A 24,142-nucleotide genomic window follows, 5' to 3' on the forward strand; every position below is an offset into this window, starting at 1 on the left:
GTGGCAAGCTGGGCAGACATGGAACTGCGTCACCTGCGCCATTTCGTCGCGCTGGCCGAGGAAGAACACTTCGGGCGGGCCGCCGAGCGTGTCTTCGTGGTGCAGCAGGCCCTCAGCAACAGTGTCCGCAACCTGGAAGAGGAGGTGGGCGTGCCGCTGGTGCTGCGGACCACCCGCCGCGTGCAACTGACCCCGGCGGGCCAGGAATTCTTGGTGGGCGCACGCGAAACGCTGGCGCTAGCCGGGCAGACCGTGGAACGCGCCCGCCGCGCCGCACGGGGCGAGGTGGGCCGATTGACCGTGGGTTTTGTCAGCGGGCTGGCCTTCGGCGGCCTGCCGGAAATCGTGCGCCGCTTCCGCGAGCTGTACCCTAACGTGAGCGTCGATCTGCGCGAGCTGACCGCACAGGAGCAGGAAGCCGGGCTGCGCGGCGGCCAGATCGACGTGGGCCTGATGCTGCTGCCGGTGCGCGCCGCCACCCTGGACTCGCGGGCGCTGTGGCGGCAACCGCTGGTGGCGGCCCTGCCTGCCGGACACCCGCTGGCCCGCAAGCGCAAGCTCAAGATCTCCGATCTGGCCCCTGAACCCTTCGTGTTCTTTCCGCGCCAGTTGCGCGCCACGTATTTCGATCAGGTGATGCGCTGGTGCGCCGGGGCCGGCTTCACCCCCAACGTCGTGCAGGAGGCCATCGAGATTCCCACGCTGCTGTCGCTGGTGGCGGCGGGTGTGGGCGTGTTCCTGCCCATCGAGTTCTTCAGCCGCTTGCAGTTGCCGGGGGTGGTGTACCGCCCCGTCGAGGACGCCCCGCTGGTGGACATCGTGGCCGTGTGGCGGCGCGACGAGGGCAAGAACCCTGTGGTGCGCGCCTTTCTAAGTGTGGCAGAGGAAATGCTGGGGGCTGGCTCAGGTCAGAGCTAGTCGCGCCGCGCACAACAATCCGGCCCAAATCCGCCATCTGGCCTACCATCCTCTTACGTCAGGGGCGTAAACTACGGGAAACGCTTCGGCGTCTGCCACTCTACCTGTCCCCTTTCCTCTGGAGGTCTCCCCCGATGCTCAAGATCAAATCCGAGTTCACGCCGTCCGGCGATCAGCCCACCGCCATTCGCTCCCTGGTGGACGGTCTGGAATCGGGACTGCGATACCAGACGCTGCTGGGGGCGACGGGCACAGGAAAAACGTACTCCGTAGCGAAAGTCATCGAGGAAACGGGCCGCCCCGCCCTGATCATGGCCCCCAACAAGATCCTGACCGCGCAGCTCGCCTCCGAGTTCCGCGAGTTTTTCCCCACCGCCGCCGTCGAGTTCTTTATCAGCTACTACGATTACTACCAGCCCGAAGCCTACGTACCAGGCAAGGACCTGTTTATCGAGAAAGACGCGGCGATCAACCAGGAAATCGAACGCCTGCGCCACTCCACCACCCGTAGCCTGCTGACGCGGCGCGACACGATTGTGGTTGCGTCCGTATCCTGTATCTACGGCCTGGGCGATCCGAAGGAATACACGGCGCTGAACCTGATTCTCAAGAAGGGCGATGCGGTGGGCCGCGACGAGATTCTGGGCCGATTGATCGGGATGCAGTACGAGCGCAACGACATCGAGATGATGCCGGGCCGTTTCCGGGTCAAGGGCGAGATGATCGAGGTCTGGCCCGCGTACGACGAGCAGCCGCTGCGGATCGAGCTGTGGGGCGACGACGTGGAACGCATCGGCGTGGTGCATCCGCTGACGGGCGAACGACTGGCCGAACTGGACGCCACGGTGGTCTACCCGGCCAAGCATTACGTGTCCAGCGCAGGCAATATCGAGCGGGCCATCGTGACCATTCAGGAGGAGCTGGAGCAGAGGCTGGAATATTTCAAGTCCACCGGCAAGCTGCTTGAAGCCCAGCGCATCAAGGAACGCACCCTCTACGATCTGGAGATGCTCAAGGTGCTGGGCTACTGCTCCGGCATCGAGAATTACTCGCGCCACATCGACGGGCGCGTCCCTGGCATGACGCCGTACACCATGCTGGACTACTTTCCCGACGACTTCATCACCTTTATCGACGAGTCGCACGTAACCGTGCCGCAGATCGGCGGGATGGCGAACGGGGACCGGGCGCGCAAACAGACGCTGGTGGACTACGGTTTCCGCCTGCCCAGCGCAATGGACAACCGCCCGCTGAACGCCGAGGAATTCATGTCCAAGACCGGGCAGACGGTGTATGTATCGGCCACGCCCGGCCCCTTCGAGCGGGAGGTCAGCGACAGCATTGCCGATCAGATCATCCGCCCGACAGGGCTGGTAGACCCGCCCGTATCGGTGCAGCCGATCACCGGACAGATCGACGATCTGCTGGGCCGCATCCGCGCGAAGACGGCGGTGGGCGAGCGCACCCTAGTCACCACCCTGACCAAGCGCATGTCCGAGGACCTGACCGAATACATGCTGGAAAAGGGGGTCAAGGCGCGGTACATGCACTCTGATATCGACAGCGTGGAGCGTCAGGTGATCATCCGTGACTTGCGGCTGGGCCATTACGACGTGCTGGTGGGCATCAACCTGCTGCGTGAGGGGCTGGACTTGCCGGAAGTCTCGCTGGTTGCCATTCTGGACGCCGACAAGCCCGGTTTTCTGCGCTCGGAACGCGCCCTGATTCAGACCATTGGCCGCGCGGCGCGCAACCTGAACGGCGAGGTCATTCTGTACGGCGATTCGGTGACGCCCGCCATGCGTTCGGCCATCGACGAAACCGCCCGCCGCCGCGAGAAGCAGACCGCCTACAACGTGGAACACGGCATCACGCCCACCACGATTATCAAGGGCGTGCGCAACGTCATTCGCGGCGAGGAACAGCCGGAGGAAATCGGCAGCGCGAATGTCGGGGGTGACCGAGACGCCCTGACCGCCCAGCTCACCGATCTGGAACTGGACATGTGGCAGGCGTCCGAGGATCTGGACTTTGAACGGGCCGCCAGTCTGCGCGATCAGATCCGGGCGATTGAGGCCAAGTTGCAGGGCAAGGAATTCAAACAGGCGACGGTGCCGGGGCAGAAGGTGCGGGCGCGTGGGCGGCGGTAAGGGAACCCCTCACCCGCCGCTGTTGCGGCACCCTCTCCCCGTGTTATACGGACTCCGATTGAAAGGTGTTAAAAACACCTGAAAATCCGAACGGAGTGAGCAGGAGAAAAACGGATTCCGGACGTGGAGTGCAGGAATCGGCGCTGTCCCGATTTCTGCGCGAAACAGACGGAATCCTCAGCAGAGAAGGCCACGTAGCCCCACGACACAGCACCGCCCCAGCCAAGTAAGCATCAAAAAGCCCCTCTCCGTGGGGTGACTCGTAGAGCTGCCACGCAGAGGGTCTGGAAGAGAGGTTTCCCCTACCGCGCCCGCAGAACCTGCGTCACCCAGGTATCCACCAGCCGCTGTGGGTTGGTAGTCAGGCCAGCTTTAATGGGTGATAGCTCCGGCTGGGTGGCGAACTTGAAGACCGGATCAAGCGGCGTGCCGCCCACCGCCGGGTAAATCCACATGCGGGTGGGGATGTCGGCCTGCACGCCCTTGCCAAGCATGAAGTCCACGAATTTGCGGGCCAGGGCGGGCTGCTTGGCACCCTTCAGGATGCCCACGCCTTCCAATTGCAGCCAGGTGCTGCCGGGGAGGAACAGGTTGGCGGTAGGAGCCTGGGCGGGCAGCTTCTTGGCGTCGTAGTTGTCGGCGTAGAAGACCTCGGCGGCGGGGCTGCTGGTATACGACAGCACGATGGGATATTTCCCCCCGTTGCGGCTGAATTCCTTGTTGTAGGCGTCGCTCCAGCCGCGCGTGACCTTGAGGCCATTCAGGCGGGCGTCGCGCCACCACTGCCACGCGTTCGCCTCGCCGTAGTGGTTGACCGTGGCGAGCAGGAAAGCCAGACCGGGGCTGCTGGTGGCCGGACTGGCAACCACGGTCAACTTGGCGTACTGCGGCGTTTTCAGGTCATCCAGTGATCTGGGCAGGGCCAGACCCGCTTTCTGGAAGTACTCCCGGTCATAGTTGAGGGCCACGTAGCCGTAGTCCATGGTGTTCAGCAGGCCCGCGTCGTCCAGACGGTAGGCGGCGGGAACCTTCGCCAGTTCGGGCGACTTGTACGGCTGGAGCAGGTCAAACTGCTTTGCGCGGCTGATCAGGCTGTTATCCAGGCCGTAGACCACGTCGGCCAGCGGGGCGCGGCGGGTCAGGATCAGGCGATTGAGAAGCTCCCCGGCGTCGCCGCCCTTCACGAAACGCACCTTCGCGTTATTCGCGCTTTCAAAGGACGCCACCAGTTTCTTGTCCACGTCAAAAGAGTCGTGGGTAATGACCGTCAGGGTGGTCTGGGCGCTGGCCGCACCCGTCAGAAGTAGAGCCGCTGTCAAAACACCTTGTACACGCATACTGTTCCTAAACATAAAAAAGCCCCCTCGCGTCACGAGGGGAAGCGGGGCCAGACCGCCGCAATCTTGCGGGGCTGGCCGGTCACGCTCCCTCCGCCGGTATGACCCGGATCAGGTTCGTTGGGGTGTTTCTCAGCCCGCCCATGAATGGCAGGCACCCCCGGTGACGCACGGTCAAGGTAGCAGAATGAACGGGTCAGAGGCGGACCGCAGGGTCATTTTCTGCCTTCACAGTTGGTCAATAGAGACAGTCGCAGTGGTCAGTGAACGCGCTAGCCTGCCCGCATGAGCCGCCCGGACCTCGCCATCCCCCCAGCGCCGGACGCGCCCCAGCAACGCCGAAGGCCCACCGCCGCTCCGCTGCTGATCCTGGGGCTGATTCTGGTGGCGCTGAACCTGCGCCCGCCGATTGCCGGATTCGGGCCGTTGCTGTCTCAATTTCAGGCCGAGTTTCAGGTCAGCGCCGCCACCCTGAGCCTGCTGACCACGCTACCGTTGCTGTGCTGGGGCGTGCTGGCACCGCTTGCGCCCTTGCTGAGCCGCCGCTACAGCAACGAAACCATCATCCTGTTTGCCACCGCCGTGATCGGCCTGGGCAGCGTGCTGCGGGTTGGCGCGACGCTGCCCATCATCCTGATCGGCACGGTGCTGGTGGGCGCGGGTATCGCCCTGAACAACGTGCTGCTGCCCAGCCTGATCCGGCGCGACTACCCCACGCGGGTGGGGCCGATGACCGGGCTGTACACGCTGGCGGTGGTGGGCGGCGCGGCGCTGGCCTCCGGGGTGGCCGTGCCGCTGATGACCGCGCTGGGCGGCCAATGGCGCTCGTCGGTGGGCGTGTGGATCGGGCTGGCCGTGATTGGCGTGCTGGCGTGGCTGCCCACTGTCTTCGGGCGGCAGACCCACGCCCGCCCGCTGAGGGGTTCGGGGCCGTCGGTGTGGCAAAATCCCTACGCGCTGTCGGTGACGCTGTACATGGGCTTTCAGTCTCTGGTGTTCTTTACATGGCTGACATGGCTGCCCAGGGTCTTGCAGGACAACGGCTTCACGGCGGCGCAGGCGGGGCTGCTGCTGGCGTTTGCCAACGTGGTGCAACTGCCCTTTACGCTGGCGGTTCCGGTGCTGGCGGCGCGGCCCAAACTTCTGGTTCCGCTGGCGGTGGCGACGGCGCTGGTCAGCGCGGCAGGCATCACCGGCCTGCTGCTGTCGCCGCTGACGCCCTTGCCCTGGCTGCTGATGATGGGCATCGGCGCGGGCAGCACCTTTCCGCTGGCGCTGATGTTCATTGCGGTGCGGGCGCAGGACGTGACGCAGGTGCCCCAGCTTTCTGCAATGGCACAGGGCTTCGGCTACGCGCTGGCCGCCAGTGGCCCCTTTATTTTCGGGGCGCTGCACGATCTCACGGGCGACTGGCATGTGCCGCTGATCTTTTTGCTGGCCATGACGGGTCTGGTGCTGGTGACTGGAGTGGCGGCGGGACGGGGCATCCGGGAAGCAAGAGCATGACCTTTCTCCAGATCACTCTCCGCGTCTAAACTGCTCCATGCCCCTCTCCCCACACTGGAGCCGCCCACGTACCATCTGACCCTGGGCCACCAGCACTTCAGCTTCCCCGATTTGCGGCGGGTGATGGCCTGCGCCAGTCCGCCCAAATCCGGCGACGAGCTGGCGGGACTTGCGGCGGGCAGCGCCCAGGAACGCGAGGCGGCGCGGCAGATTCTGGCGGACCTGCCCCTCAGGCTGTTTCTGGAGGAGCTGCTGATTCCCTACGAGACCGATGAGGTCACGCGCCTGATCGTGGACAGCCACGACGCGGCGACCTTCGCACCTGTGTCCAGTCTTAGCGTGGGCGAATTCCGCGACTGGCTGCTGGGCGACGAGGCCACACCTGAAGTGCTGGTGGCCCTGGCACCCGGCCTGACCCCCGAAATGGTGGCTGCCGTCAGCAAGCTGATGCGGGTGCAAGACCTGATTCTGGTGGCCTCAAAAGTGGAGGTGGTCACGCGTTTTCGCACCACGCTGGGGCTGCGGGGGCGCTTCAGCACGCGGCTGCAACCCAACCACCCCACCGACGATCCGCGCGGCATCCTGGCAAGCACGCTGGACGGGTTGATGTTCGGCTGCGGCGACGCGGTGATCGGGATCAATCCCGCGCTGGACAGCGTGGACAGTTGCGTGGGCCTGCTGCGCCTGCTGGACGACTTCCGCCAGCGAACCGGCGTACCGACGCAGAGCTGCGTGCTGACGCATGTGACCAACACGCTGGAGGCGATGGCGCGCGGCGCTCCGGTGGACCTCGTGTTTCAGAGTGTGGCGGGCACGCAGGACGCCAACAGCGGCTTCGGCATTGATCTGGCGCTACTGGACACGGCCCACGCGGCGGCGCTGGAGCTGCGGCGCGGTGAGGAACTGGCCGGAGGCTTCGGCGACAACGTGATGTACTTTGAAACCGGGCAGGGCAGCGCCCTATCCGCCAACGCCCACCACGGCGTGGATCAGGGCACGCTGGAAGCCCGCGCCTACGCGGTGGCCCGCCGTTACCGCCCGCTGCTGGTCAATACCGTGGTGGGGTTTATCGGCCCGGAGTACCTGTACGACGGCAAGCAGATCATCCGCGCGGGGCTGGAGGACCACTTTTGCGGCAAGTTGCTGGGTCTGCCGATGGGCTGCGACATCTGCTACACCAACCACGCCGAGGCCGACGGGGACGACACCGACACCCTGCTGACCCTGCTGGGCGCGGCGGGGGTGACCTTCATCATGGGCGTGCCAGGGGCGGACGACATCATGCTGAACTATCAAAGCACCAGCTTTCACGACGCGTGGTATCTGCGCCGCATGTTTGATCGCCCGCCCGCGCCAGAATTTGCCGCGTGGCTGGAAACGGTGGGACTGAGCCGGGATGGAGGTCTGACGCTGCCGGGTCAGGCACAACTCCGCGAATTGATGGGAACGGCAGGGCTGGGCAGGTGACAGACCCCCCACAGCCGGGCGATCTGACTCCCTGGGCCTCGCTGAAAGAATTTACCGACGCCCGGATCGCGCTGGGACGGGCGGGAACATCCATGCCGACGCGGGAGCTACTCAAGTTCAACGCGGCGCACGCGGCGGCACGGGACGCCGTTCATGTTGCCGCCGATTTTGAAGCGTTGGCGGAGTCTCTACAAACTGCCGGAGAGGTGGTTCTGCACGTCCACAGCCGCGCCGCAGACCGTGCCGAATACCTGCGCCGCCCGGATTTAGGGCGCACCCTGGCCCCCGAATCGCTGGCGGAACTGGAAGGCCAGCCCCCAGCCGATGTCGTGATCGTCGTGGCGGACGGCCTCTCGGCGGGGGCGCTGGCGCATGTGGGGCCGCTGCTGGCGCTGCTGCTCCCTGAATTGCGCGGGGCGGGTCTGAGCGTCGGCCCGGTCGTTCTGGCGCGGCAGGCGCGGGTGGCGCTGGGCGACGGCGTGGCCCTGGCCGTAGGCGCAAAACTCGTCCTCGTCCTGATCGGCGAACGCCCCGGCCTGAGCAGCCCCGACAGCCTGGGCGCGTACCTGACTTACGCCCCGCAAATCCAGACGCGCGATTCGGCGCGCAACTGCGTGTCCAACATCCGCCCGGCGGGGCTGGGCGTGCGGGGGGCGGCGTGGCGGCTGGCGCACCTGATCCGGCAGGCGCTGCGCCGGGAACTCAGCGGCGTGGCGCTCAAGGACGAGGGCGGCGAACCGCCGGGGGACTTTGCTCCGCTCCCACACAGCTAAACTGCCCCATGAACTCCCCTTTCTATCTCATCGCCTGGCTGGTTGTGCAGGACGGGTCCGGGCGCGTGCTGCTGGGCCGCCGCGACGGCACAACCTACATGAATGGCCGGTGGGGCCTGCCGGGCGGACGGGTGGAACGCGGCGAGGCGCTGGTGGACGCTGCCGTGCGCGAGACCCAGGAAGAAGTGGGGTTGAAAGTAGAGACGGCCTCGCTGACAGCCCTGGGCGTGTCCCGCTTTGACATCGGCGGGATGCAGGGCACCGATTTCCTGTTTCTGACCCGCGAGTGGGATGGGGAACCGTCGCCGCTGGACAAGACCTCCGAAGTGGGCTGGTTTGCCCCCGACGCCCTACCGGACGACTGCCTGCCGTGGCTGCCCGGCGTGCTGGACGCCCACCTGTCGCGCGGCGCGTGGCTCACCGAGCAACTGGACGGGGTGGATGGCGTGCGGATTCTTTCCCCCTGACACCCGGCATTGGTTCTTCCATCATGTTCCCCGGCCAGGGACGACTTCGGCTTGCCGCACTCCCTTTCATCTGAAATACTTCCAGATGAAATGAGTTTACCCACATCTCCCCCAATTGCAACGCCGCCAGACGGGCTGTATGACCTGATCCGGCTGACGCTGCGGCTGTCGCGGCGCTTCCGGCAGGCGCTGGACGAGCCGCTGGAAACCGCGCTGGGCCTGAACACCAAGGAACTGCTGGTGCTGGCCTCGGTCATGGACGGCGAGCAGACACCGGGCCGGATTGCCAGCAAGCAGAATCTGCCCGCCCCCACCGTGACGCGTATCGTGTCCAAGCTGGTCTCGGCGGGGCTGGTGGAGCGCGTCAACAACCCTGCGGATCTGCGCTGCTTTCACCTGCGCCTGACCCCACAGGGCGTGGCCACCCGCGCCCGCACCCGCGAAACCGGGCAGGCCATCGTCGCCTCGCACTTCGGCCATCTGCCGCCGCAACGGATCGGGGCGGCACTCAGGGCCATGCAGGACTTTCACGACGCCCTGAGCCTTCCCCTTCCTGAAGAGGTCCATACATGAGTACCCCCATCAGTCCCGCAGTCCAGAGCCACTCCGGCCTCAATGAGCGCGACAGGATCATGGCCTTTATCGGCATCCTGACTGTGCTGTTCCTGTCCAGCCTGAACCTGACGGTGGTGGGCAGCGCCATGCCGCGCGTGATCAGTGACCTCGGCGGCTTTCACCTGTACGCCTGGGCCTTCACCGCCTACGCGCTGGCCACCACCATCACCATTCCCATCGTGGGCACCATCAGTGACCGCGTGGGCCGCCGCCCGCTGATCCTGCTGGGTATCGCGATATTCGCGCTGGGCAGCGTGGGCCTGGGCTTCGCGCAGAACATGGAGCAACTGATCGTGCTGCGCGCATTACAGGGCATCGGCGGCGGCACGTTGATGGCGATGAGCTTCACGGCGATTGCAGACCTTTTTACCCCGATTGAGCGCGGGCGCTACCAGGGCTACACCGGGGCCGTCTGGGGCGTGTCCAGCGTGGTGGGGCCGCTGGTGGGCGGCTTCCTGACCGATCACCTGGGCTGGCGCAGCGTGTTCTTCGTGAACCTGCCCTTTGCGCTGCTGGCGGCGTATTTCATCTGGCGCTACTTCCGGCTGCCCAAGCCGGTGGTGGCCGAAGGCACGGGCCGCAGCTTTGACGCCTTAGGCGCGGCGCTGCTGGCCGGTACGGTCACCATGCTGACGCTGGCGGTGTCCTGGGGCGGAGCCACCTACGCCTGGGGCAGCCCACAGATTCTGGGCCTGCTGGCCGGGGTGCTGGCGCTGGGCGTGGGCTATGCGCTGCACAGCCGCCGTCAGGCGCGGCCCATTCTGGACCTGGGACTGCTGAAAGACCGGAGCATCGCCACCGCCTCGCTGGCCGCCTTTCTGGTGAGCGCGGGCATGTACGCCGCGATTCTGTACCTGCCGCTGTACATGCAGGGCGTGCGCGGCAGCAGCGCGGCGGGCAGCGGTCTGGCCCTGGCCCCATTGATGGGCGGCATGATCCTGACCAGCACCCTGGCCGGACAGTTCGTGAGCCGCACCGGGCGCTACAAGAAACTGATCGTCAGCGGGGCGCTGCTGGCCTCCGCCGCCCTGGTCCTGGCCTCCACGCTGAGCCTGACCACCCCGATGTGGCTGGCAGTGGGCACCATGATCCTGCTGGGGCTGGGTCTGGGGCCGGTCAACAGCCAGCTCGTTCTGGCCGTGCAGAACGCCGCCCCGCGCGAGAAGCTGGGCAGCGCCACGGCGGGCAACCAATTCTTCCAGCAGATCGGCGGCACGCTGGCGGTCAGCCTGTTCGGGGCGCTGGTCAACGCGCAACTGGCCGCGAAGCTGGGCGCACAGCTCCCCGCCGCCGCAAAGACCCTGCCCGCTCCCTTGCAGGACGCCATCGCCAGTCCCAATCTGCTGACCAGCCCGGAAGCCAGCGCGCAGGTAGGCGCGGCCCTGCAACAGTTGGGGCAGCCCGAACTGCTCTCGCAGATCACGGCGGCCCTGAGAAACGTGATGGTGGGCGCGATTGGCGAGGTCTTTCTGGTCTCGGCGGCGCTGGTGGGGCTGGCTTTTATCGCCGCCCTGCTGCTGCCCGAGCGCCCGCTGCTGGGCCGCCAGACGCACACGGTAGAGGTGAACGGCGTGAAGGCCGAGGCCGCGAACGTGCAGGTGAGCGCGCAGGCGACGGATTGAAGATTGCCGCGCAGGAGAAATGAGGAAATGCAGAGAAGCCCTGGCCAGCGCTGGGGCTTTCTTCTTGCGTCCCCCCGCACCCAATCCCGTACCCTGTGACCCATGCACGACACGCGGCAACTAGACACAGTGGTGGTGGGCGCGGGCCTCGCGGGGCTGACGGCGGCGCGCATTCTCAGCCGGGCCGGGCAGCGGGTGCGGGTGCTGGAGGCTTCGGGGGCGCTGGGCGGACGGGTGCGCTCGCGCGTGGTGGACGGCTTCACACTGGACGCCGGGTATCAGGTGCTGTTTCCCAGCTACCCGGCAGTGAAACGAAATCTTGATCTGGAGGCACTGGATCTGGTCCCCATTCCGCCCTCGGCTGCGGTGCGGCGTGGCAAGCGGGAGGACGTGCTGGGCGACCCCCGGCGCGATCCGGCGGCGCTGCCCAGCACGCTCACGACGGGGGTGCTGAGCGTGGCCGACAAACTGCGGGTGGGCAAACTGGCGCTGGCCGTGTTACTTGCGCCGCCCCACACCCTGCTGACTGGCCCCGACGAGACCACCGAGAGTTACCTGCGCGGTCAGGGCTTCAGCGAATCGGCGCTGGACAACTTCTTCCGCCCCTTCTTCGGCGGCATCTTCCTGCGGCGCGAGCTGGACACCTCCGCGCGGCTGTTCCGCTATTACCTCCGTATGCTGATCGACGGCGGTGCGGCGCTGCCCCGCGCAGGCATCGGGGCCATTCCGCAGCAGTTGGCAAGTGGACTGGACATTCAGGTCAACGTGCGCGTGACAGATTTGAGGGCGCACGGTTCACACGTCACCCTTCAGACCCCCAGTGGCGAACTGGACGCCCGCAACGTGATCGTCGCCACCGATCCGAACACGGCGGCGGGGCTGCTGGGCCAGGACGTTTCGCGCGGGAGCCTGGGCAGCACCTACCTGTATTACGCCGCCCATAAACAGATCGACGATCAGCCCCGGCTGCTGCTGAACGCCGAAACCGGACTCATCAACAATGCCCAGTGGCTCAGCAACGTGCTGCCGGGGCGGGTGCCGCCGGGTCAGCATTTACTGGCGGTCACGCTACTGGGAAATCATGCGGAGGATGACGCCGAACTGGACGCCTGCGTGCGCGGCGAGCTGGAACACTGGTACGGCGAGGCGGCGGTCTCCGGCTTGCGGACGCTGGCGGTGGAGCGCATCCCGCACGCGCAGTACCCGCAGCCGCCGAGCTATGCGGACACCCTACCCGGCCACGCCACGAACATGGAAGGCGTATTTCTGGCCTCCGAAATCACCTCCATGAGCGGCATTCAGGGGGCGATGGAAAGCGGCGAGAAGGCGGCGGCAATTGTGCTGAACGATCTGACCGCGCTGAGCCGTCCACGGGGAGCCTGAGCCGGGAGAGTGGCAACCTTCCGCGAAAGGCAGTCGGGTTCCGCCGGGCCAGGATACCGGGCTAGGATGTGGGGCGTGATGAAGCTGTCCAGGACATGGATGCTCGGATTGACCCTGCTGGGCGGCCTGCCGCTGTTGCCCATGCTGGCAGGGGCGGCAGGCAGCGCGAAGGGGGCCACCGTGACCACCACCAGATCAAGTGAATTGGACTCACAACTCCTCCAGGCCGCAGAAAACGGCGATCTGGAACGGGTCCAGGCCCTCCTGAAAGCGGGGGCGTCCGCCGATGCCGCCGACGGCAGCGGACGCACGGCGCTGACCTGGGCGGCGAAGGGGGATCATGTGGTGGTGGCCCGCGCCCTGATCGCGGCGGGTGCGGACCCCGATCCGCAGGACAGCCAGCGCAGCAACGCCCTGCTGGTCACGGGCGAGACCGGCAGCGTCGCCATGCTGCGCGAGGTCCTGAAGGCCAATCCAGACCTGACCCGCACCAACCGCTTCGGCGGCACCGCCCTGATTCCCGCCGCTGACCGGGGCCATCTGCCCTACGTGCGCGAGATTTTACGGACCACGCAGATCGACGTGAACCACGTCAATAACCTGGGCTGGACCGCCCTGCTGGAAGCGGTGATCCTGGGCGACGGCGGCCCAACCCACACCGGGATCGTGCGCGAATTGCTGGCCCACGGCGCAGACCGCCAGATCGCGGACCGCGAGGGCGTGACCCCGCTGCAACACGCCCGCCAGCGCGGTTACGTGGAGATGGTGAAGTTGCTGGGCGGGGGCTGATGCCGACTCGGCTTCAACCGTTTGCAAAAACGGCCTGATTTGAGCGGACATGAGAGGAAAACACACGGAACCCGCCTGAGCTATCCGCCCTTGGCGGTCTGCTTCTCCACCAGCCCGCCCCGTGCCATCAGCGCCCACAGGGCCAGCACGGTGGCGGTCACGTCCAGCACGCCGACCAAGCCGTAAATCACCTGAGACGGCAGCGTGGTGCTGGCGGAAAAACCCACGATGGGCACCACATTCAGCACCGCCATGCCCAGCGCCAGCGCCGCCGAGAGGTTGAGCCAGTCCATCAGCCGTTTGCGGTTTGCCGGGTTTTCCGGTTCCGGGGCCAGCCGCACCAGCGAGCCGTTGACCGCGTTGCTGGCCAGGATCGCCGCGCCCCACACGGTCATCAGCGCCGTCAGGGCCAGCGTGTTGGCCTCGGGGGCCGCGCCTGTCGACAGGCCCAGCAGGGTCACGCCCCACAGCGCCGCCCGGAAGGAGGTCAGCCACGGAAACGCGGCGGTCAGGGCGCGCAGGGGACCGTTTCCCGGCCCGGTGGCCTGTCCGGCACTCAGGCGCGTGAACACCAGCGTCCACCACGTCAGCACCAGTGCGCCCAGCAGGGCGTCGAGGGCATTGATCCATTGCTGCGGCCCCGGCGCTCCCCGCAGCAGCACGAAGGCCACCGTGCCGAACACCGCCACCACCTGCGCCCACAGGAAACCCAGCGCCAGCGCCCGCCAGCGCGAGAGGGGGAGGGCAGGGATGAGGTTCATGGTGCGGCCTGCGTTGGGGACCCCTCACCCAACCCTCTCCCCCAGGAGAGGGCTTTTTTGATGCCTGGGTGGGCCAGGGCGAAAACGCTCAATCTCCAATCCCCTGACCCTCTACCACGGGGAGAGGGTGCCGCGTAGCGGCGGGTGGCTGGTACAGCTCCGAAGGAGAGGGGGCGCTTTCTCACAGCCCCAGCTTGTGCGTCAGGCGTTCGCGCACCACTTCCGGCTTGGCTTTGCCGCCCATCGCCTTCATCACCGGGCCGAACAGCGCGTTCATGGCCTTGGCGTTGCCGCCGCGCACCTTTTCCACCGTGGCCGGATCGGCACTCATGGCGGCGTCGATGGCCGCGTCGATTGCGCCTGTGTCCGTGACCACGCTCAGCCCACGCTCCTTCACCAGCGCGGCGGGATCGTGGCCTGCCAGAACGTCGGGCAGTAACTCTTTTGCAATCTTGCCGCTGATGGTTCCGGCGTCGATCAGTCGCACCAGGGCCGCAAGGTGGACGGGTTGCAGAGCCGATTGACTCAGACTCGTTTCGGAGGCCGCCAGAGCGCCCGTAACATCGGTCAGCAACCAATTCGCAAGTTTCTGGGCGTCCGCGCCCGCCGTCAGCGCCTCATCGTAAAAGCGCGACAGACCCACATTCAGGCTCAGCGTCACGGCGTCGTTTTCGCGCACGCCCGCCGCCAGATAGCGCTCCAGCTTCTGCGCGGGCAGCTCGGGCATCCGCGCCCGCACGCGCTCGATCCATTCGGGGGTGATGTCCAGCGGAGGCAGATCGGGTTCGGGGAAGTAGCGGTAATCGGCCTCGCCCTCCTTGGTCCGCATCAGGAAGGTCTTGCCGCCGCCCTCGTCCCAGCCCAGCGTGTCCTGGGTAATGCGCCCGCCGCCGTCCAGCACACGCGTCTGCCGGGCCGTTTCATACACAATGGCCCGCTCCACGCTGCGGAACGAGTTGAGGTTCTTGACCTCGCACTTGGTTCCCCACGGCTCGCCGGGCCTGTGAACGCTGAGGTTCACGTCGCAGCGCATCTTGCCCTCTTCCGGGGTGGCGTCGGATACGCCCAGCGCCTGCGCGATGGCCTGCACCGTTTCTAAAAAGGCGCGGGCCTGCTCGGCGTTGGTGATGTCTGCTTCCGTCACCATTTCAATCAGCGGTGACCCGGCGCGGTTGAGGTCCAGCAGGCTGTAGGGCGCGTAGGCCGGGTGCATCAGCTTGCCCGCATCATCCTCCAGATGGGCGCGCATGATGCGGATTCGCGTGCCGCCGATGTCCAGATAGCCGTCCCGCGCAATGGGGCGGTCATATTGCGACAGTTGAAAGTTCTTGGGCGCGTCGGGGTAAAAGTAATTCTTGCGGTGAAACTGCGTGAAGCCGGACACGTCGCAGTTCAGGCCCAGGCCGAACATGATGCCCAGCTCCACGGCCTCGCGGTTGAGGGTGGGCAGCGTGCCGGGCAGGCCCAGCGTCAGCGGATCGGTGAAGGTGTTGGGGGCCGCACCGTGGTAGTCGGCGGGACAGTCGCTGAAAATCTTGCTGCGCGTCCGCAGTTGCAGATGAACCTCTAAACCGATCACCACCGCGTATGGGGTTGTCGAAGCCTGGGTTGTTGAGGATGGGGCCGCTTGAGACATGAGGGGCAGGATAGCGCCGGGGCGCGGGGCGAAAGAGGAGAATTCAGGCTAAATTCTCCTGTAACAGAATCTCAATGCTAAAATAGCCCCACACATAAAGGAGGTCCACCCATGGCCGAAACCGATCTGATCCTCAATGATGGCCGCACCCTCCACATCTACGACACGGGCAGGGAGGGGCTGAATAATCCGCTGACCGTGTTCTGGCACCACGGCACGCCCAACATCGGAGCGCCGCCCGAACCTCTTTTTGAGGCGGCGAGGCGGCTGAATCTCCGCTGGGTGTCGCATGATCGCCCCGGCTATGGCGGTTCCTCTCCACTGCCGGGCCGGGATGTGGCTTCAGCGGCGCGGGATGTGGAACAGATCGCGGACGCGCTGGGCATTGGCGAATTTGCGGTGATGGGCCACTCAGGGGGCGGGCCGCACGCTCTGGCCTGTGCCGCGCTGCTGCCGGGGCGGGTGCTGGGCGTGGTCTGCATGGCGGGACTGGCTCCGTATGGGGCGGCTGGTCTGGATTACTTCGGTGGCATGAATCCCTCGGGCGCGGCGTCGTTACGGGCGGCTGCCGAGGGACGCGCGGCGAAAGAGGCTTACGAGGCGTCAGACCCCGAATTTGACCCCGAAACGTTCACGCCCGCCGATTACGCCGCCCTCTCCAGTTCGTGGAAGTGGCTGAACAGCGTGGTGGGGCCAGCGATGAAGCACGGCCCCGGTGGCTTGATCGCCGACGATCTGGCCTACGTCGCGCCGTGGGGCTTTGAGCCGTCGTGGATTGACGCGCCCCTTCTGTTGCTGCACGGTACGCAGGACCGCGTGGTTCCCAGCACGCACAGCGAATGGCTGCTGGCCCACTGCCCCACGGCGGAACTGTGGAGAAGTCCCGAAGACGGCCACATCTCGGTCCTGAATTCCGGTGAGGCGGCGCTGGAATGGCTGCGGGCGCAGGTGGACAGCTAGGTCAGGAAAGGCCGCCATCACTCTTAAACTCGAAGCGAGTCGCTCGAAGGAGCCGAAGCCGTAAAGCCCCCGCCGGACAAAAGAAAGCCCCGCCTTAAGCGGGGGGATCTGGTGCCGAGAGCGGGATTTGAACCCGCACGGTTTCCCGTTCGATTTTAAGTCGAATGCGTCTACCCTTCCGCCATCCCGGCCCACTATGGGTACATTCAATATAGAGAAAAACCCCGCCGGGGTGGCAGGGTCTTCCTTGTGGTGGAGGTGGGCGGAGTCGAACCGCCGTCCAAAAGTCCGTCCAACGTGCGTCTACGTGTGTATCCCACTGTTTGATTGTCGGGTCAGGGGCCACCAGTGGGCGGGTTTCCCCCTTCCTTATTTCTGTTTAGTTTCGCCCTGGACTACAGAACATCGCCCGGACTAGCCTTCTTTTGTTTCAGCTCGCGCGACGCCAAAGGCGGGGCTTCACGGTCACTGGCTTAGCTTATGCAGCGTAAGCGAATTCGTTCTGGTTGCCAGTTAATGGCTTTTCCGTTTTTTTACGAGGCCAACGGAATCCTCGACACGCAACAGCGCCTTCAGTTCCCCTGTCGAAACCGGGTCACCCCCAGATGTTGATCGGCTTTCACCGACACCAACATTCTAGCAGCCACAGGTAGAAAGTACATAGACCATTTCCACTATTTACGCTGCCCGGCAGGCTTTTTGCTGCATTCAGAGTCGGCCTCATATTGCGCCACCCAGCGGCCCTTGCAAATAAGGTGGGGGCTGATTTCAAAAGCCTCTGGCATGGGCGAGGGGCAGGCAGCGCTATGCACTCTCTTCTTCGCAAAGATGCGAAAAATGCTGTCTGGGATGGCTTTTTCAGCAGGGCTTGCATGAAATTGACAAATGCTGCATCCGGCGCTATATTTGTCCTATCACCGTCCGAAAGGGCGGACTTTTTATTTCTGACCCTTTCAAGAGTTGCCGGGCCGGGCAGTGTAGCCTGTCCCATGACCCATCTCTCCTCTCCCCTGAAATCAGCCGAGTGGCTGGTAGCCCATCTGCAAGACGCCAACCTGCGTGTGCTGGACTGCCGCTACGCCCTGACCGATCCGCTGGTGGGCCGCATTGCATACATGGAAGGCCATGTGCCGGGGGCCAGCTACGCCGATCTGGAGACGGACCTCAGCGGCCCCGTCCAGGAGAACGGCGCGGGCGGGCGTCACCCGTTGCCTGACCCGGCGGCGCTGGCGCAGTGGCTGGGCAGCGTGGGCATCGGCAACGGTAGCGTGGTGGTGGCCTACGACGATCCCAGCACCGGGCAGGGCTTCTACGCCGCCCGCGCGTGGTGGCTGCTGCGCTGGCTGGGGCACACACAGGTTTATGTGCTGGACGGCGGCTGGCCCGCGTATCTAGAGGCGGGTGGCGCGGTGGACGCGGCAGACCCGGAACACGCGCCCGCCACCTTTAATCCAGATGTGCAACCCGGCTTTGTGGCAACTGCCGGGGACGTGCAAAGCCGCGCCCCCGACACGCTTTTAATCGACTCGCGTGCGCCTGCCCGCTACCGGGGCGAGACCGAACCGATGGACATGAAGGCAGGGCATATTCCAGGGGCAGTCAACCGCGACTGGAGCGGCGCGCTGGACGCTGCGGGCCACTGGCAGGGCGGCGGGTTGCAGGCGGATCGGCTGGACGCGGGGAACGCTCCCACCATCATCTACTGCGGCAGCGGGGTGAGTGCCACGCCCAACCTGCTGGCGCGCGAGCTGGCGGGTGTTCCACTGGGGCCGGACAATCGCCTGTACGGCGGATCATGGAGCGACTGGATCAGCGACGACGCGCGGGCCGTGGCACTGGGCGAGGAGGGCGGCGAATAATCCGCCTCTCCCGAACTCGCCTATGCTGAACACCATGCAGCACACCCGCACCTGGACCGACATTTACGGCAGCGCCCACGCCAGTTTCGAGGGCCGCGCCGGGGGCCACCCGTGGCTGGTGGCCGCGCCCGCCGAGCTGGCCGCCCTCCTGCCGGAAGCTCTGGCCGCCGTGGACGGCAAGGGAACCGTGGAACTGATCGTCCACGACGGCCTGACGCCGCTGCTGACCGCCGTGCGCGAAACAGGGCCGCGCGGCGTGCTGGTCATCGGCAAGCAGACTCTGTCCGCTGGGCCAGAAGTAGCGGTGTCCGAAGCCCTGATTTCTGACGCGGGCGGTGTGAAATATGCCGAGGGCGGTTCTTTCCCTGCCTGGACTGCACCCGCTGAACTCAAAACAGGCAAGCGCAAAGGCCAGAACGCGGCAGCCTCGGCGGTGGCCTCGCTAGATGTGGCCGTGATCGTGACGACAGCGGCGACACTTCAGAAGGCTCTGGAGGAGTGGATGGACGCCACGCCGCATGGGCGCTGAGGGGCGGTCAAAGGGTCAAGAGTCGAAGGGTCTGAGAGTGGCCTCTAAAACTTCCTGTGCAGCCCAAGAACACGGGCTTTTTGCTCCTCCCCCCCTGCGGGGGAGGCTGGGAGGGGGGTGGACGGGGCAGCCGTCCCAGCGGAGTCCAGACGGGGTGGCCTCACACCCGCCCCGCCCGTCCTCACGGTGTCTGGCCTACGCCCGCGCTTAGACTCCGGGCAGTGAGTTCTCCCACCCCGCCGCTGCTGAACGTACCCGTCCTTGACCAGACGGTGCGCCACCTCTATGTCCACGTCCCGTTCTGCCCCAGCATCTGCCCGTACTGCGATTTCCATGTGCTGACCCGCAAAAGTGGACAGGTGGAGGCGTATCTGGAGCGGCTGGAGCAGGAGGCGGCGTGGCTGGCCTCCCAGTACGCGGTTGAGCTGGACACCGTGTATCTGGGCGGCGGCACCCCCAGCTTTCTGCGCGACGCCGAAATCACGGCGCTGGTGGGCAGTATTCGCCGTCATCTGGGCTGGGGCCGCCAGGAGAACACGCTGGAGATCAACCCTGGCACGGTCAGCCCGGCGCGGGCGACGCTGTGGAAGGGGCTGGGTTTTGACCGCGCCAGCGTGGGCGTGCAGAGTCTGGACGACGCCACCCTGAAGTTCCTGGGCCGCCAGCACGACGCGGCGGGGGCGCGCGAGGCCGTGACCACCCTGCTCGGGGCGGGCCTGCGGGTGTCCGGCGACCTGATCACCGCCGTGCCGGGGCAGCCGCTGGACAGCGATATTCACGGTCTGGTGGCCCTGGGTGTGGACCACATCAGCGCCTACACCCTGACCATCGAACCCGGCACCGAATTTGCCCGGCGCGGCGTGACCGTGGCCGAGGACGACGAGCGCGCGGGCTTCGAGCGTACTGAAGAGCTGCTAGCCACCCACGGGTTCAGCCGCTACGAGATCAGCAATTACGCACGGCCCGGTCAGGAATCGCAGCACAATCTGGCGTATTGGAACAACCGCACGTACCTGGGACTGGGGCCGGGGGCGGCGGGGCAGTATCCGGCTGTGCCGGGGTCTAAGGGTCAAAGGGTCAAAGGGTCTGAGGAAGAGGTATCAAACGGTCTGAGCGTTGAACCGTCAAACCGTATGCCAAAAGCAGATTCAGGCTCCTTGTCCCACAACCCACAGCCCACAACCCACAACCCCCTCACCACCCGGCGCACCAACCCCCATCTCCACATCTGGCTGACTGGCGATCAGGGCGAGGCGGAGGCCATCGACGCCGAGGAATACGTCACCGACGCGCTGTTCATGGGGCTGCGGCTGCGGACGGGCATCGATCTGGATGACCTCTCGAAACGCAGTGGGCTGGACGTGCGGGCGCGCTACGCCGGAGCCATCGCCGCCAATGTGGAACGCGGCTGGCTGGAACTGGACGGAACATGGCTAAGGGCCACGCCTGCGGGCTGGTGGGTGCTGAACCGCGTGGTGACCGACTTCCTGGAGGCTTAACCTCCCATCTCGTCCCCCGGCACATCGGGCGTCAGACCCAGGCGCAGGAGGTAACGCTCGGGGCCATGCAGAGCGGCGTAACGGGCGTGCAACTCGCTCAACTCGTGCTGGAGGGCCTTGGCGTCTGCCGAATCCAGGTGCAGCGTCCCCCAGTTCAGAAGCAGGGCCGGACGATCTGGACGCAGCAGATCGGCGTATTGAAAGGCCCCGGCGGTGGGCGTCACGTCGAAGGACACCTCTCCCCCATCCAGAAAAACGCGCAGCCCGATTTCGCGCTCGTCGCTGACCAGTGGAGTGGCCGCCCCCACCACCGCGCGCAGAAAACGGACCGTGAACTCCTGCTCGTAAACGCCGACGAGTTCCTCCAGCGAACCCAGCGGCGTGGCGTGGTACGGCACCAGATAGCCTTCCGAACTGGCGCGGTAATGGCGGATCGGGCGGCCCCGGCGGGCTTCCAGCCGCGTTTCGCGCACCAGCCCCAGCCGCAGCAGACGGCGCACGCGGTGGTGCGTGGCGTTCAGCGGCAGGTGCAGTGATGCAGCCAGCGACGCAACTGCCCACTCTGTCTGCATCAGCGCCGCCAGCACGGGCAGATCGCGGCCCGACAGGAACACCTTCACGGCGTCCGGGGCGGTCACCTGTTGCCAGATTCGGGGCATGGATCAGACTACTCGACACGGCGGCTTGAGTGCCGAGTAGAGAAAGGTGCAGGCTACAGCATGACCACCTCTGAGCTGATGAATCAGGACCGCGCCGCCGCGATTGGCAGCGCCGTCAATGCCCTGTGGGACCCACAGTCTCTGGCGAATCCCTACGCCGCCTACGAGCGGGTGCGGGCGCTGAGCGACGGCGGCGTGCTGGAAGCGCAGTTTCCCGACTGGAAAGCCCTGTTTCTGACCGGCCACGCGGCCTGCTCGGCGGTGCTGCGCTCACCGCATGCCCTCAGCGGCAACGGCATTCAGAATCTGGACGGCGAGGGTTCCGAGGGCGTGCGCCTGCTGCAATCCATGATGCTGTTTCACAACGGCCAGTCGCACCAGCGTTTACGCAGTCTGGTGAGCGCGGCCTTTACACCCAGGGTCGTGGAGGAACAGCGCGAACTGGTGCGCTCACTGCTGGACACCCTGCTGGACGACATGGCGGCGCGGAGCGGCGGGGACATCGTGGCGGATCTGTCCAACCCGCTGCCCGCCCGCGTGATCATGGGCATGCTGGGTCTGAAGGGCGACGACGAGGCCAAGTTCGTGGGCTGGACACAGAGTGTGGCCGACTTGCTGGGCGGCATGAACCAGTCCCCCGAATTGATGGGCCGCATCGACGCCGACGCCCGCGAGATGCGCGCTTTTTTCCAAGACTTGGCCGACGAACTGCGCGCCAAGCCGCAACCGGGCCTGCTGAGTGCCATGAGCGCCGCCCAGGACGGGGGCGAACGTCTCAGCGGCGATGAACTGCTGTCCAACGCGGTGCTGCTGCTGGCCGCCGGACACGAGACCACCAGCAATCTGATTCCAGGTGGCCTGCTGGAACTCTCTCGCCAGCCGGACGCCTGGGCCGCCCTGGTGGAAAACCCCCGCCACCCCAACGTGGCCGACGAACTGCTGCGCGTGGTCTCGCCCGTCCAGTTCGATGGCCGCACCCTGAGCGCGGACGTGGGCGTGGGCGACATGACCCTGCCCGGCGGCAACCTCGCGCAACTGATTCTGGGGGCGGCTAACCGTGATCCGGGGGTGTTCACCGATCCTGACCGCATCGACTGGGAGCGCCCGAACAGCAACCGCCATCTGGCCCTGGCCGCCGGGCCGCACTACTGCCTGGGGGCCAGTCTGGCACGGCTGGAAATCAGCGAGACCTTCGCCGCCATCGCCACGCGCTTTCCCAGGCTGCGCGTCACGGACAACAATCCGCCCTTCAAACCCAATCCCGTATTGCGCGGCGTGCAGCGGCTGGATGTGCGGGTGGACTGAGAATACCGCTGGGACCGCGTAAATAGCCCCACACAGACCCACCACTCCGCGTTGTCAATCCCCCGTGTCCAGCTATCCCAGCAGGTTACTGACGCCCACCCAAACGGGCGTTAGACTGCTTCCATGACCAAGCCAATGGATTTTGACGTACTGGTAATCGGCGCTGGCCCCGGCGGCTACCACGCGGCCATCCGCGCCGCGCAACTCGGCCTGAAGGTGGCGTGCGTGGAGCGCGATTCCCTGGGCGGCGTGTGCCTGAACGTGGGCTGCATTCCCACCAAGGCCATGCTGCACGCGGGCGAGCAGATCGCCGCCGCCCGCCACGCCGCCGACTTCGGCCTGACCTTTGGTGAGCAGAAGCTGGACATCGCCAAGCTCAACGGCTGGAAAGACGGGATTGTTAAAAAGCTGACCGGCGGCGTGGGCGCACTGTTCAAGGCCAATAAGGTCACGCACCTGATCGGCGAGGCCAGCTTCGTCGATCCCCACACCGTCAAGGTGGGCGACAAGACCTACACGGCGGCCAACTTCATCATCGCCACCGGCTCTGAACCCGCCAAGCTGCCGGGGCTGGACGTGGATCAGGACGTGATCGTGGACAGCACCGGCGCGCTGGTAATGCCTGACCCAGTCCCGGCGCGGATGCTATGCGTGGGCGGCGGCGTGATCGGCTTCGAGTTCTCGCACGTCTACAACAACATGGGCAGCGAAGTGAAGGTCATCGAGTTCCTGCCCAACATCATCCCCGGTGCCGACGCCGACGCGGTCAAGGAATTCGCCAAGATCATGAAAAAGCAGGGCATCAAGATTGCCACCGAGACCAAGGCGAATAAGGCCGAGAAGAAGGGCGACGGCGTACATGTCGAGCTGGAAAACGTCAAGACCGGCGAGAAGACCACGGAAGTCTTTGACCGCGTGCTGGTGGCCGTGGGCCGCCGTCCGCGCACCGATGGTCTGAACGTTCAGGCGGCAGGTGTGCATGTCACCGAGCGCGGCTTCATCCCCGCCGACACCCGCCAGCACAGCAACGTGCCGCACATCTACAGCGTCGGCGACGTGGCCGGAAACCCCATGCTGGCGCACAAGGCCATGAAGGAAGGGCTGGTGGCCGCCGAGGTCATCGCGGGCAAACCCTCCGAGCAGGACGCCGTCGCCATTCCCGGCGTGGTCTACACCAGTCCCGAACTGGCCTGGGTGGGCCTGACCGAAGCCGAGGCCAAAGAGAAGGGCTACGAGGTCAAAACTGGCATCTTCCCCCTGAGTGCCTCTGGCCGCGCCATGACCCTGCAAGCCACCGACGGCTTCGTGAAAATGGTGGTGGAGAAAGACACCGATCTGCTGCTGGGCGTGCATATCGTGGGGCCGCACGCCTCCGATCTGCTGGGCGAGGCGGGTCTGGCACTGGAAATGGCCGCCACCGCCAGCGACATCGCCCTGACCATCCACGCCCACCCCACGCTGGGCGAGGCCGTGCTGGAAGCGGCGGAAGCCGTGCATAAGCAGGCCATCCACATCATGAACAAGTAAGAGGAAGAGGAAGGCGGCCCTGGGAGCAGATGCTCGTGCCAGGGCCGCTTTTTTGGTTGTCGGGCGGTGCTATGGGGTGGCTATCTGCGGTTTAACCCCTCCGCCCCTTCGGGGCACCTCCCCTTAGAGCGCGTTTATAAAGGGTCAGACCCGGTGGCAAGCTTGAGGTGTGAAACGCAAGCCTTACTCGTCGGACCTGACCCAAGCCCAGTTTAAGCGGCTCGAACCACTCCTCCCCTCTGCCAAGCCAGGAGGGCGGCCACGCACGGTCGATCTCTACGAGGTGCTGTGCGCGATCATGTACGTCTTGCAGGGCGGCATTGCCTGGAGAAACCTGCCGCATGACTTTCCAGCGTGGCAGACGGTGTATTCGTACTTTC

General features: G+C 65.8%; 21 protein-coding genes, 1 tRNA gene, 1 other RNA gene and 1 riboswitch. Of the genes, 17 read left to right on the forward strand and 6 right to left on the reverse strand.

Going from position 1 to position 24,142, the window contains the following annotated elements; genetic code table 11:
* Positions 1 to 18: 18 nt before the first annotated feature.
* Positions 19 to 918 carry a LysR family transcriptional regulator gene (locus Q319_RS0111895; RefSeq protein WP_029482722.1) on the forward strand — a complete coding sequence of 300 codons (900 nt, stop codon included), beginning with the start codon at positions 19 to 21 and terminating at the stop codon, positions 916 to 918.
* Positions 919 to 1,052: 134 nt separating this feature from the next.
* Positions 1,053 to 3,068 carry an excinuclease ABC subunit UvrB gene (uvrB, locus tag Q319_RS0111900; RefSeq protein ID WP_029482723.1) on the forward strand — a complete coding sequence of 672 codons (2,016 nt, stop codon included), beginning with the start codon at positions 1,053 to 1,055 and terminating at the stop codon, positions 3,066 to 3,068.
* 302 nt (positions 3,069 to 3,370) lie between these two features.
* On the opposite strand, the gene Q319_RS0111905 is transcribed toward uvrB, so the two are convergent.
* On the reverse strand, positions 3,371 to 4,405 hold the full coding sequence (locus tag Q319_RS0111905; protein ID WP_029482724.1) for a thiamine ABC transporter substrate-binding protein: 1,035 nt from the start codon (positions 4,403 to 4,405) through the stop codon (positions 3,371 to 3,373).
* Positions 4,406 to 4,475: 70 nt separating this feature from the next.
* A riboswitch (TPP riboswitch) is annotated at positions 4,476 to 4,577 on the reverse strand.
* A gap of 113 nt (positions 4,578 to 4,690) precedes the next feature.
* Here Q319_RS0111905 and Q319_RS0111910 point away from each other — a divergent pair.
* The 8 genes from Q319_RS0111910 (at position 4,691) to Q319_RS0111945 (ending at position 13,027) form a co-directional block, all read left to right on the forward strand.
* Complete coding sequence (locus Q319_RS0111910) at positions 4,691 to 5,911, forward strand: CynX/NimT family MFS transporter (protein ID WP_029482725.1); 1,221 nt, start codon at positions 4,691 to 4,693, stop codon at positions 5,909 to 5,911.
* Positions 5,912 to 5,992: 81 nt separating this feature from the next.
* Complete coding sequence (locus tag Q319_RS0111915) at positions 5,993 to 7,378, forward strand: ethanolamine ammonia-lyase subunit EutB (protein ID WP_281173836.1); 1,386 nt, start codon at positions 5,993 to 5,995, stop codon at positions 7,376 to 7,378.
* A complete protein-coding gene (gene eutC / locus Q319_RS0111920; RefSeq protein ID WP_029482727.1) occupies positions 7,375 to 8,151 on the forward strand; it encodes an ethanolamine ammonia-lyase subunit EutC in 777 nt (258 codons plus the stop codon). The genes Q319_RS0111915 and eutC overlap by 4 nt, the downstream gene beginning before the upstream one ends.
* Positions 8,152 to 8,159: 8 nt before the next feature.
* Positions 8,160 to 8,618 (forward strand): NUDIX domain-containing protein, encoded by a 459-nt coding sequence (locus tag Q319_RS0111925; protein ID WP_029482728.1) that lies wholly within the window; start codon positions 8,160 to 8,162, stop codon positions 8,616 to 8,618.
* Between the two features lie 90 nt (positions 8,619 to 8,708).
* Positions 8,709 to 9,191 (forward strand): MarR family winged helix-turn-helix transcriptional regulator, encoded by a 483-nt coding sequence (locus tag Q319_RS0111930; RefSeq protein WP_029482729.1) that lies wholly within the window; start codon positions 8,709 to 8,711, stop codon positions 9,189 to 9,191.
* Positions 9,188 to 10,855, forward strand: a complete 1,668-nt coding sequence (locus tag Q319_RS0111935; RefSeq protein ID WP_034414853.1) for an MDR family MFS transporter — start codon at positions 9,188 to 9,190, stop codon at positions 10,853 to 10,855. The genes Q319_RS0111930 and Q319_RS0111935 overlap by 4 nt, the downstream gene beginning before the upstream one ends.
* 102 nt (positions 10,856 to 10,957) lie before the next feature.
* Positions 10,958 to 12,238: an NAD(P)/FAD-dependent oxidoreductase gene (locus tag Q319_RS0111940; RefSeq protein ID WP_029482731.1), complete on the forward strand. Its 1,281-nt coding sequence runs from the start codon at positions 10,958 to 10,960 to the stop codon at positions 12,236 to 12,238.
* Between the two features lie 78 nt (positions 12,239 to 12,316).
* Positions 12,317 to 13,027, forward strand: a complete 711-nt coding sequence (locus Q319_RS0111945) for an ankyrin repeat domain-containing protein (protein ID WP_245619164.1) — start codon at positions 12,317 to 12,319, stop codon at positions 13,025 to 13,027.
* A gap of 80 nt (positions 13,028 to 13,107) precedes the next feature.
* On the opposite strand, the gene Q319_RS0111950 is transcribed toward Q319_RS0111945, so the two are convergent.
* Positions 13,108 to 13,788: a hypothetical protein gene (locus Q319_RS0111950; RefSeq protein ID WP_051655338.1), complete on the reverse strand. Its 681-nt coding sequence runs from the start codon at positions 13,786 to 13,788 to the stop codon at positions 13,108 to 13,110.
* Between the two features lie 181 nt (positions 13,789 to 13,969).
* The gene (gene gatB / locus Q319_RS0111955) at positions 13,970 to 15,424 is read right to left on the reverse strand and encodes an Asp-tRNA(Asn)/Glu-tRNA(Gln) amidotransferase subunit GatB (protein ID WP_051655339.1); all 1,455 of its coding nucleotides are present in this window, start codon (positions 15,422 to 15,424) and stop codon (positions 13,970 to 13,972) included.
* 111 nt (positions 15,425 to 15,535) lie between these two features.
* Between gatB and Q319_RS0111960 the strand changes: the two genes are divergently transcribed.
* Entirely contained in the window at positions 15,536 to 16,384 is an 849-nt protein-coding gene (locus Q319_RS0111960; RefSeq protein WP_029482735.1) for an alpha/beta fold hydrolase, read from the forward strand.
* Positions 16,385 to 16,493: 109 nt separating this feature from the next.
* Here Q319_RS0111960 and Q319_RS0111965 read toward each other — a convergent pair.
* A tRNA-Leu gene (locus Q319_RS0111965) sits at positions 16,494 to 16,575 on the reverse strand.
* A 59-nt stretch (positions 16,576 to 16,634) separates the two neighbouring features.
* Positions 16,635 to 16,987: a transfer-messenger RNA gene (ssrA, locus tag Q319_RS26240) on the reverse strand.
* 386 nt (positions 16,988 to 17,373) lie between these two features.
* On the opposite strand from ssrA, the gene Q319_RS0111970 reads away from it, so the two are divergent.
* The 3 genes from Q319_RS0111970 (at position 17,374) to hemW (ending at position 20,271) form a co-directional block, all read left to right on the forward strand.
* On the forward strand, positions 17,374 to 18,243 hold the full coding sequence (locus tag Q319_RS0111970; RefSeq protein WP_029482736.1) for a sulfurtransferase: 870 nt from the start codon (positions 17,374 to 17,376) through the stop codon (positions 18,241 to 18,243).
* A gap of 34 nt (positions 18,244 to 18,277) precedes the next feature.
* Positions 18,278 to 18,772, forward strand: coding sequence for a hypothetical protein (locus Q319_RS0111975; protein WP_029482737.1), 495 nt, complete (start codon positions 18,278 to 18,280; stop codon positions 18,770 to 18,772).
* A 221-nt stretch (positions 18,773 to 18,993) separates the two neighbouring features.
* The gene (hemW, locus tag Q319_RS24500) at positions 18,994 to 20,271 is read left to right on the forward strand and encodes a radical SAM family heme chaperone HemW (RefSeq protein ID WP_245619163.1); all 1,278 of its coding nucleotides are present in this window, start codon (positions 18,994 to 18,996) and stop codon (positions 20,269 to 20,271) included.
* Here hemW and Q319_RS0111985 read toward each other — a convergent pair.
* On the reverse strand, positions 20,268 to 20,930 hold the full coding sequence (locus Q319_RS0111985) for a hypothetical protein (protein WP_029482739.1): 663 nt from the start codon (positions 20,928 to 20,930) through the stop codon (positions 20,268 to 20,270). The two genes, hemW and Q319_RS0111985, sit on opposite strands and share 4 nt — an antisense overlap.
* Positions 20,931 to 20,990: 60 nt before the next feature.
* On the opposite strand from Q319_RS0111985, the gene Q319_RS0111990 reads away from it, so the two are divergent.
* The 3 genes from Q319_RS0111990 to Q319_RS26245 form a co-directional block, all read left to right on the forward strand.
* Positions 20,991 to 22,235, forward strand: a complete 1,245-nt coding sequence (locus tag Q319_RS0111990) for a cytochrome P450 (protein ID WP_029482740.1) — start codon at positions 20,991 to 20,993, stop codon at positions 22,233 to 22,235.
* 123 nt (positions 22,236 to 22,358) lie between these two features.
* Positions 22,359 to 23,762 carry a dihydrolipoyl dehydrogenase gene (gene lpdA, locus Q319_RS0111995; protein WP_029482741.1) on the forward strand — a complete coding sequence of 468 codons (1,404 nt, stop codon included), beginning with the start codon at positions 22,359 to 22,361 and terminating at the stop codon, positions 23,760 to 23,762.
* A 169-nt stretch (positions 23,763 to 23,931) separates the two neighbouring features.
* Positions 23,932 to 24,142: transposase (locus tag Q319_RS26245; RefSeq protein ID WP_029482707.1), on the forward strand; the 211-nt coding region annotated here is incomplete at its 3' end.

This window comes from Deinococcus marmoris DSM 12784, from assembly GCF_000701405.1.
Classification (GTDB): Bacteria; Deinococcota; Deinococci; order Deinococcales; family Deinococcaceae; genus Deinococcus; species Deinococcus marmoris.

What these genes read in the sequence shown, in the direction of transcription:
- Q319_RS0111905 (WP_029482724.1), bottom strand. Translation starts at nt 4,405, where the DNA reads ATGCGTGTACAAGGTGTTTTGACAGCGGCTCTACTTCTGACGGGTGCG.
- Q319_RS0111925 (WP_029482728.1), top strand. Translation starts at nt 8,160, where the DNA reads ATGAACTCCCCTTTCTATCTCATCGCCTGGCTGGTTGTGCAGGACGGG.
- Q319_RS0111935 (WP_034414853.1), top strand. Translation starts at nt 9,188, where the DNA reads ATGAGTACCCCCATCAGTCCCGCAGTCCAGAGCCACTCCGGCCTCAAT.
- Q319_RS0111950 (WP_051655338.1), bottom strand. Translation starts at nt 13,788, where the DNA reads ATGAACCTCATCCCTGCCCTCCCCCTCTCGCGCTGGCGGGCGCTGGCG.
- uvrB (WP_029482723.1), top strand. Translation starts at nt 1,053, where the DNA reads ATGCTCAAGATCAAATCCGAGTTCACGCCGTCCGGCGATCAGCCCACC.
- Q319_RS0111960 (WP_029482735.1), top strand. Translation starts at nt 15,536, where the DNA reads ATGGCCGAAACCGATCTGATCCTCAATGATGGCCGCACCCTCCACATC.
- Q319_RS0111895 (WP_029482722.1), top strand. Translation starts at nt 19, where the DNA reads ATGGAACTGCGTCACCTGCGCCATTTCGTCGCGCTGGCCGAGGAAGAA.
- Q319_RS0111930 (WP_029482729.1), top strand. Translation starts at nt 8,709, where the DNA reads ATGAGTTTACCCACATCTCCCCCAATTGCAACGCCGCCAGACGGGCTG.
- Q319_RS0111940 (WP_029482731.1), top strand. Translation starts at nt 10,958, where the DNA reads ATGCACGACACGCGGCAACTAGACACAGTGGTGGTGGGCGCGGGCCTC.
- lpdA (WP_029482741.1), top strand. Translation starts at nt 22,359, where the DNA reads ATGACCAAGCCAATGGATTTTGACGTACTGGTAATCGGCGCTGGCCCC.
- Q319_RS0111970 (WP_029482736.1), top strand. Translation starts at nt 17,374, where the DNA reads ATGACCCATCTCTCCTCTCCCCTGAAATCAGCCGAGTGGCTGGTAGCC.
- Q319_RS0111945 (WP_245619164.1), top strand. Translation starts at nt 12,317, where the DNA reads ATGAAGCTGTCCAGGACATGGATGCTCGGATTGACCCTGCTGGGCGGC.
- Q319_RS0111990 (WP_029482740.1), top strand. Translation starts at nt 20,991, where the DNA reads ATGACCACCTCTGAGCTGATGAATCAGGACCGCGCCGCCGCGATTGGC.
- Q319_RS0111910 (WP_029482725.1), top strand. Translation starts at nt 4,691, where the DNA reads ATGAGCCGCCCGGACCTCGCCATCCCCCCAGCGCCGGACGCGCCCCAG.
- Q319_RS0111975 (WP_029482737.1), top strand. Translation starts at nt 18,278, where the DNA reads ATGCAGCACACCCGCACCTGGACCGACATTTACGGCAGCGCCCACGCC.
- gatB (WP_051655339.1), bottom strand. Translation starts at nt 15,424, where the DNA reads ATGTCTCAAGCGGCCCCATCCTCAACAACCCAGGCTTCGACAACCCCA.
- Q319_RS0111985 (WP_029482739.1), bottom strand. Translation starts at nt 20,930, where the DNA reads ATGCCCCGAATCTGGCAACAGGTGACCGCCCCGGACGCCGTGAAGGTG.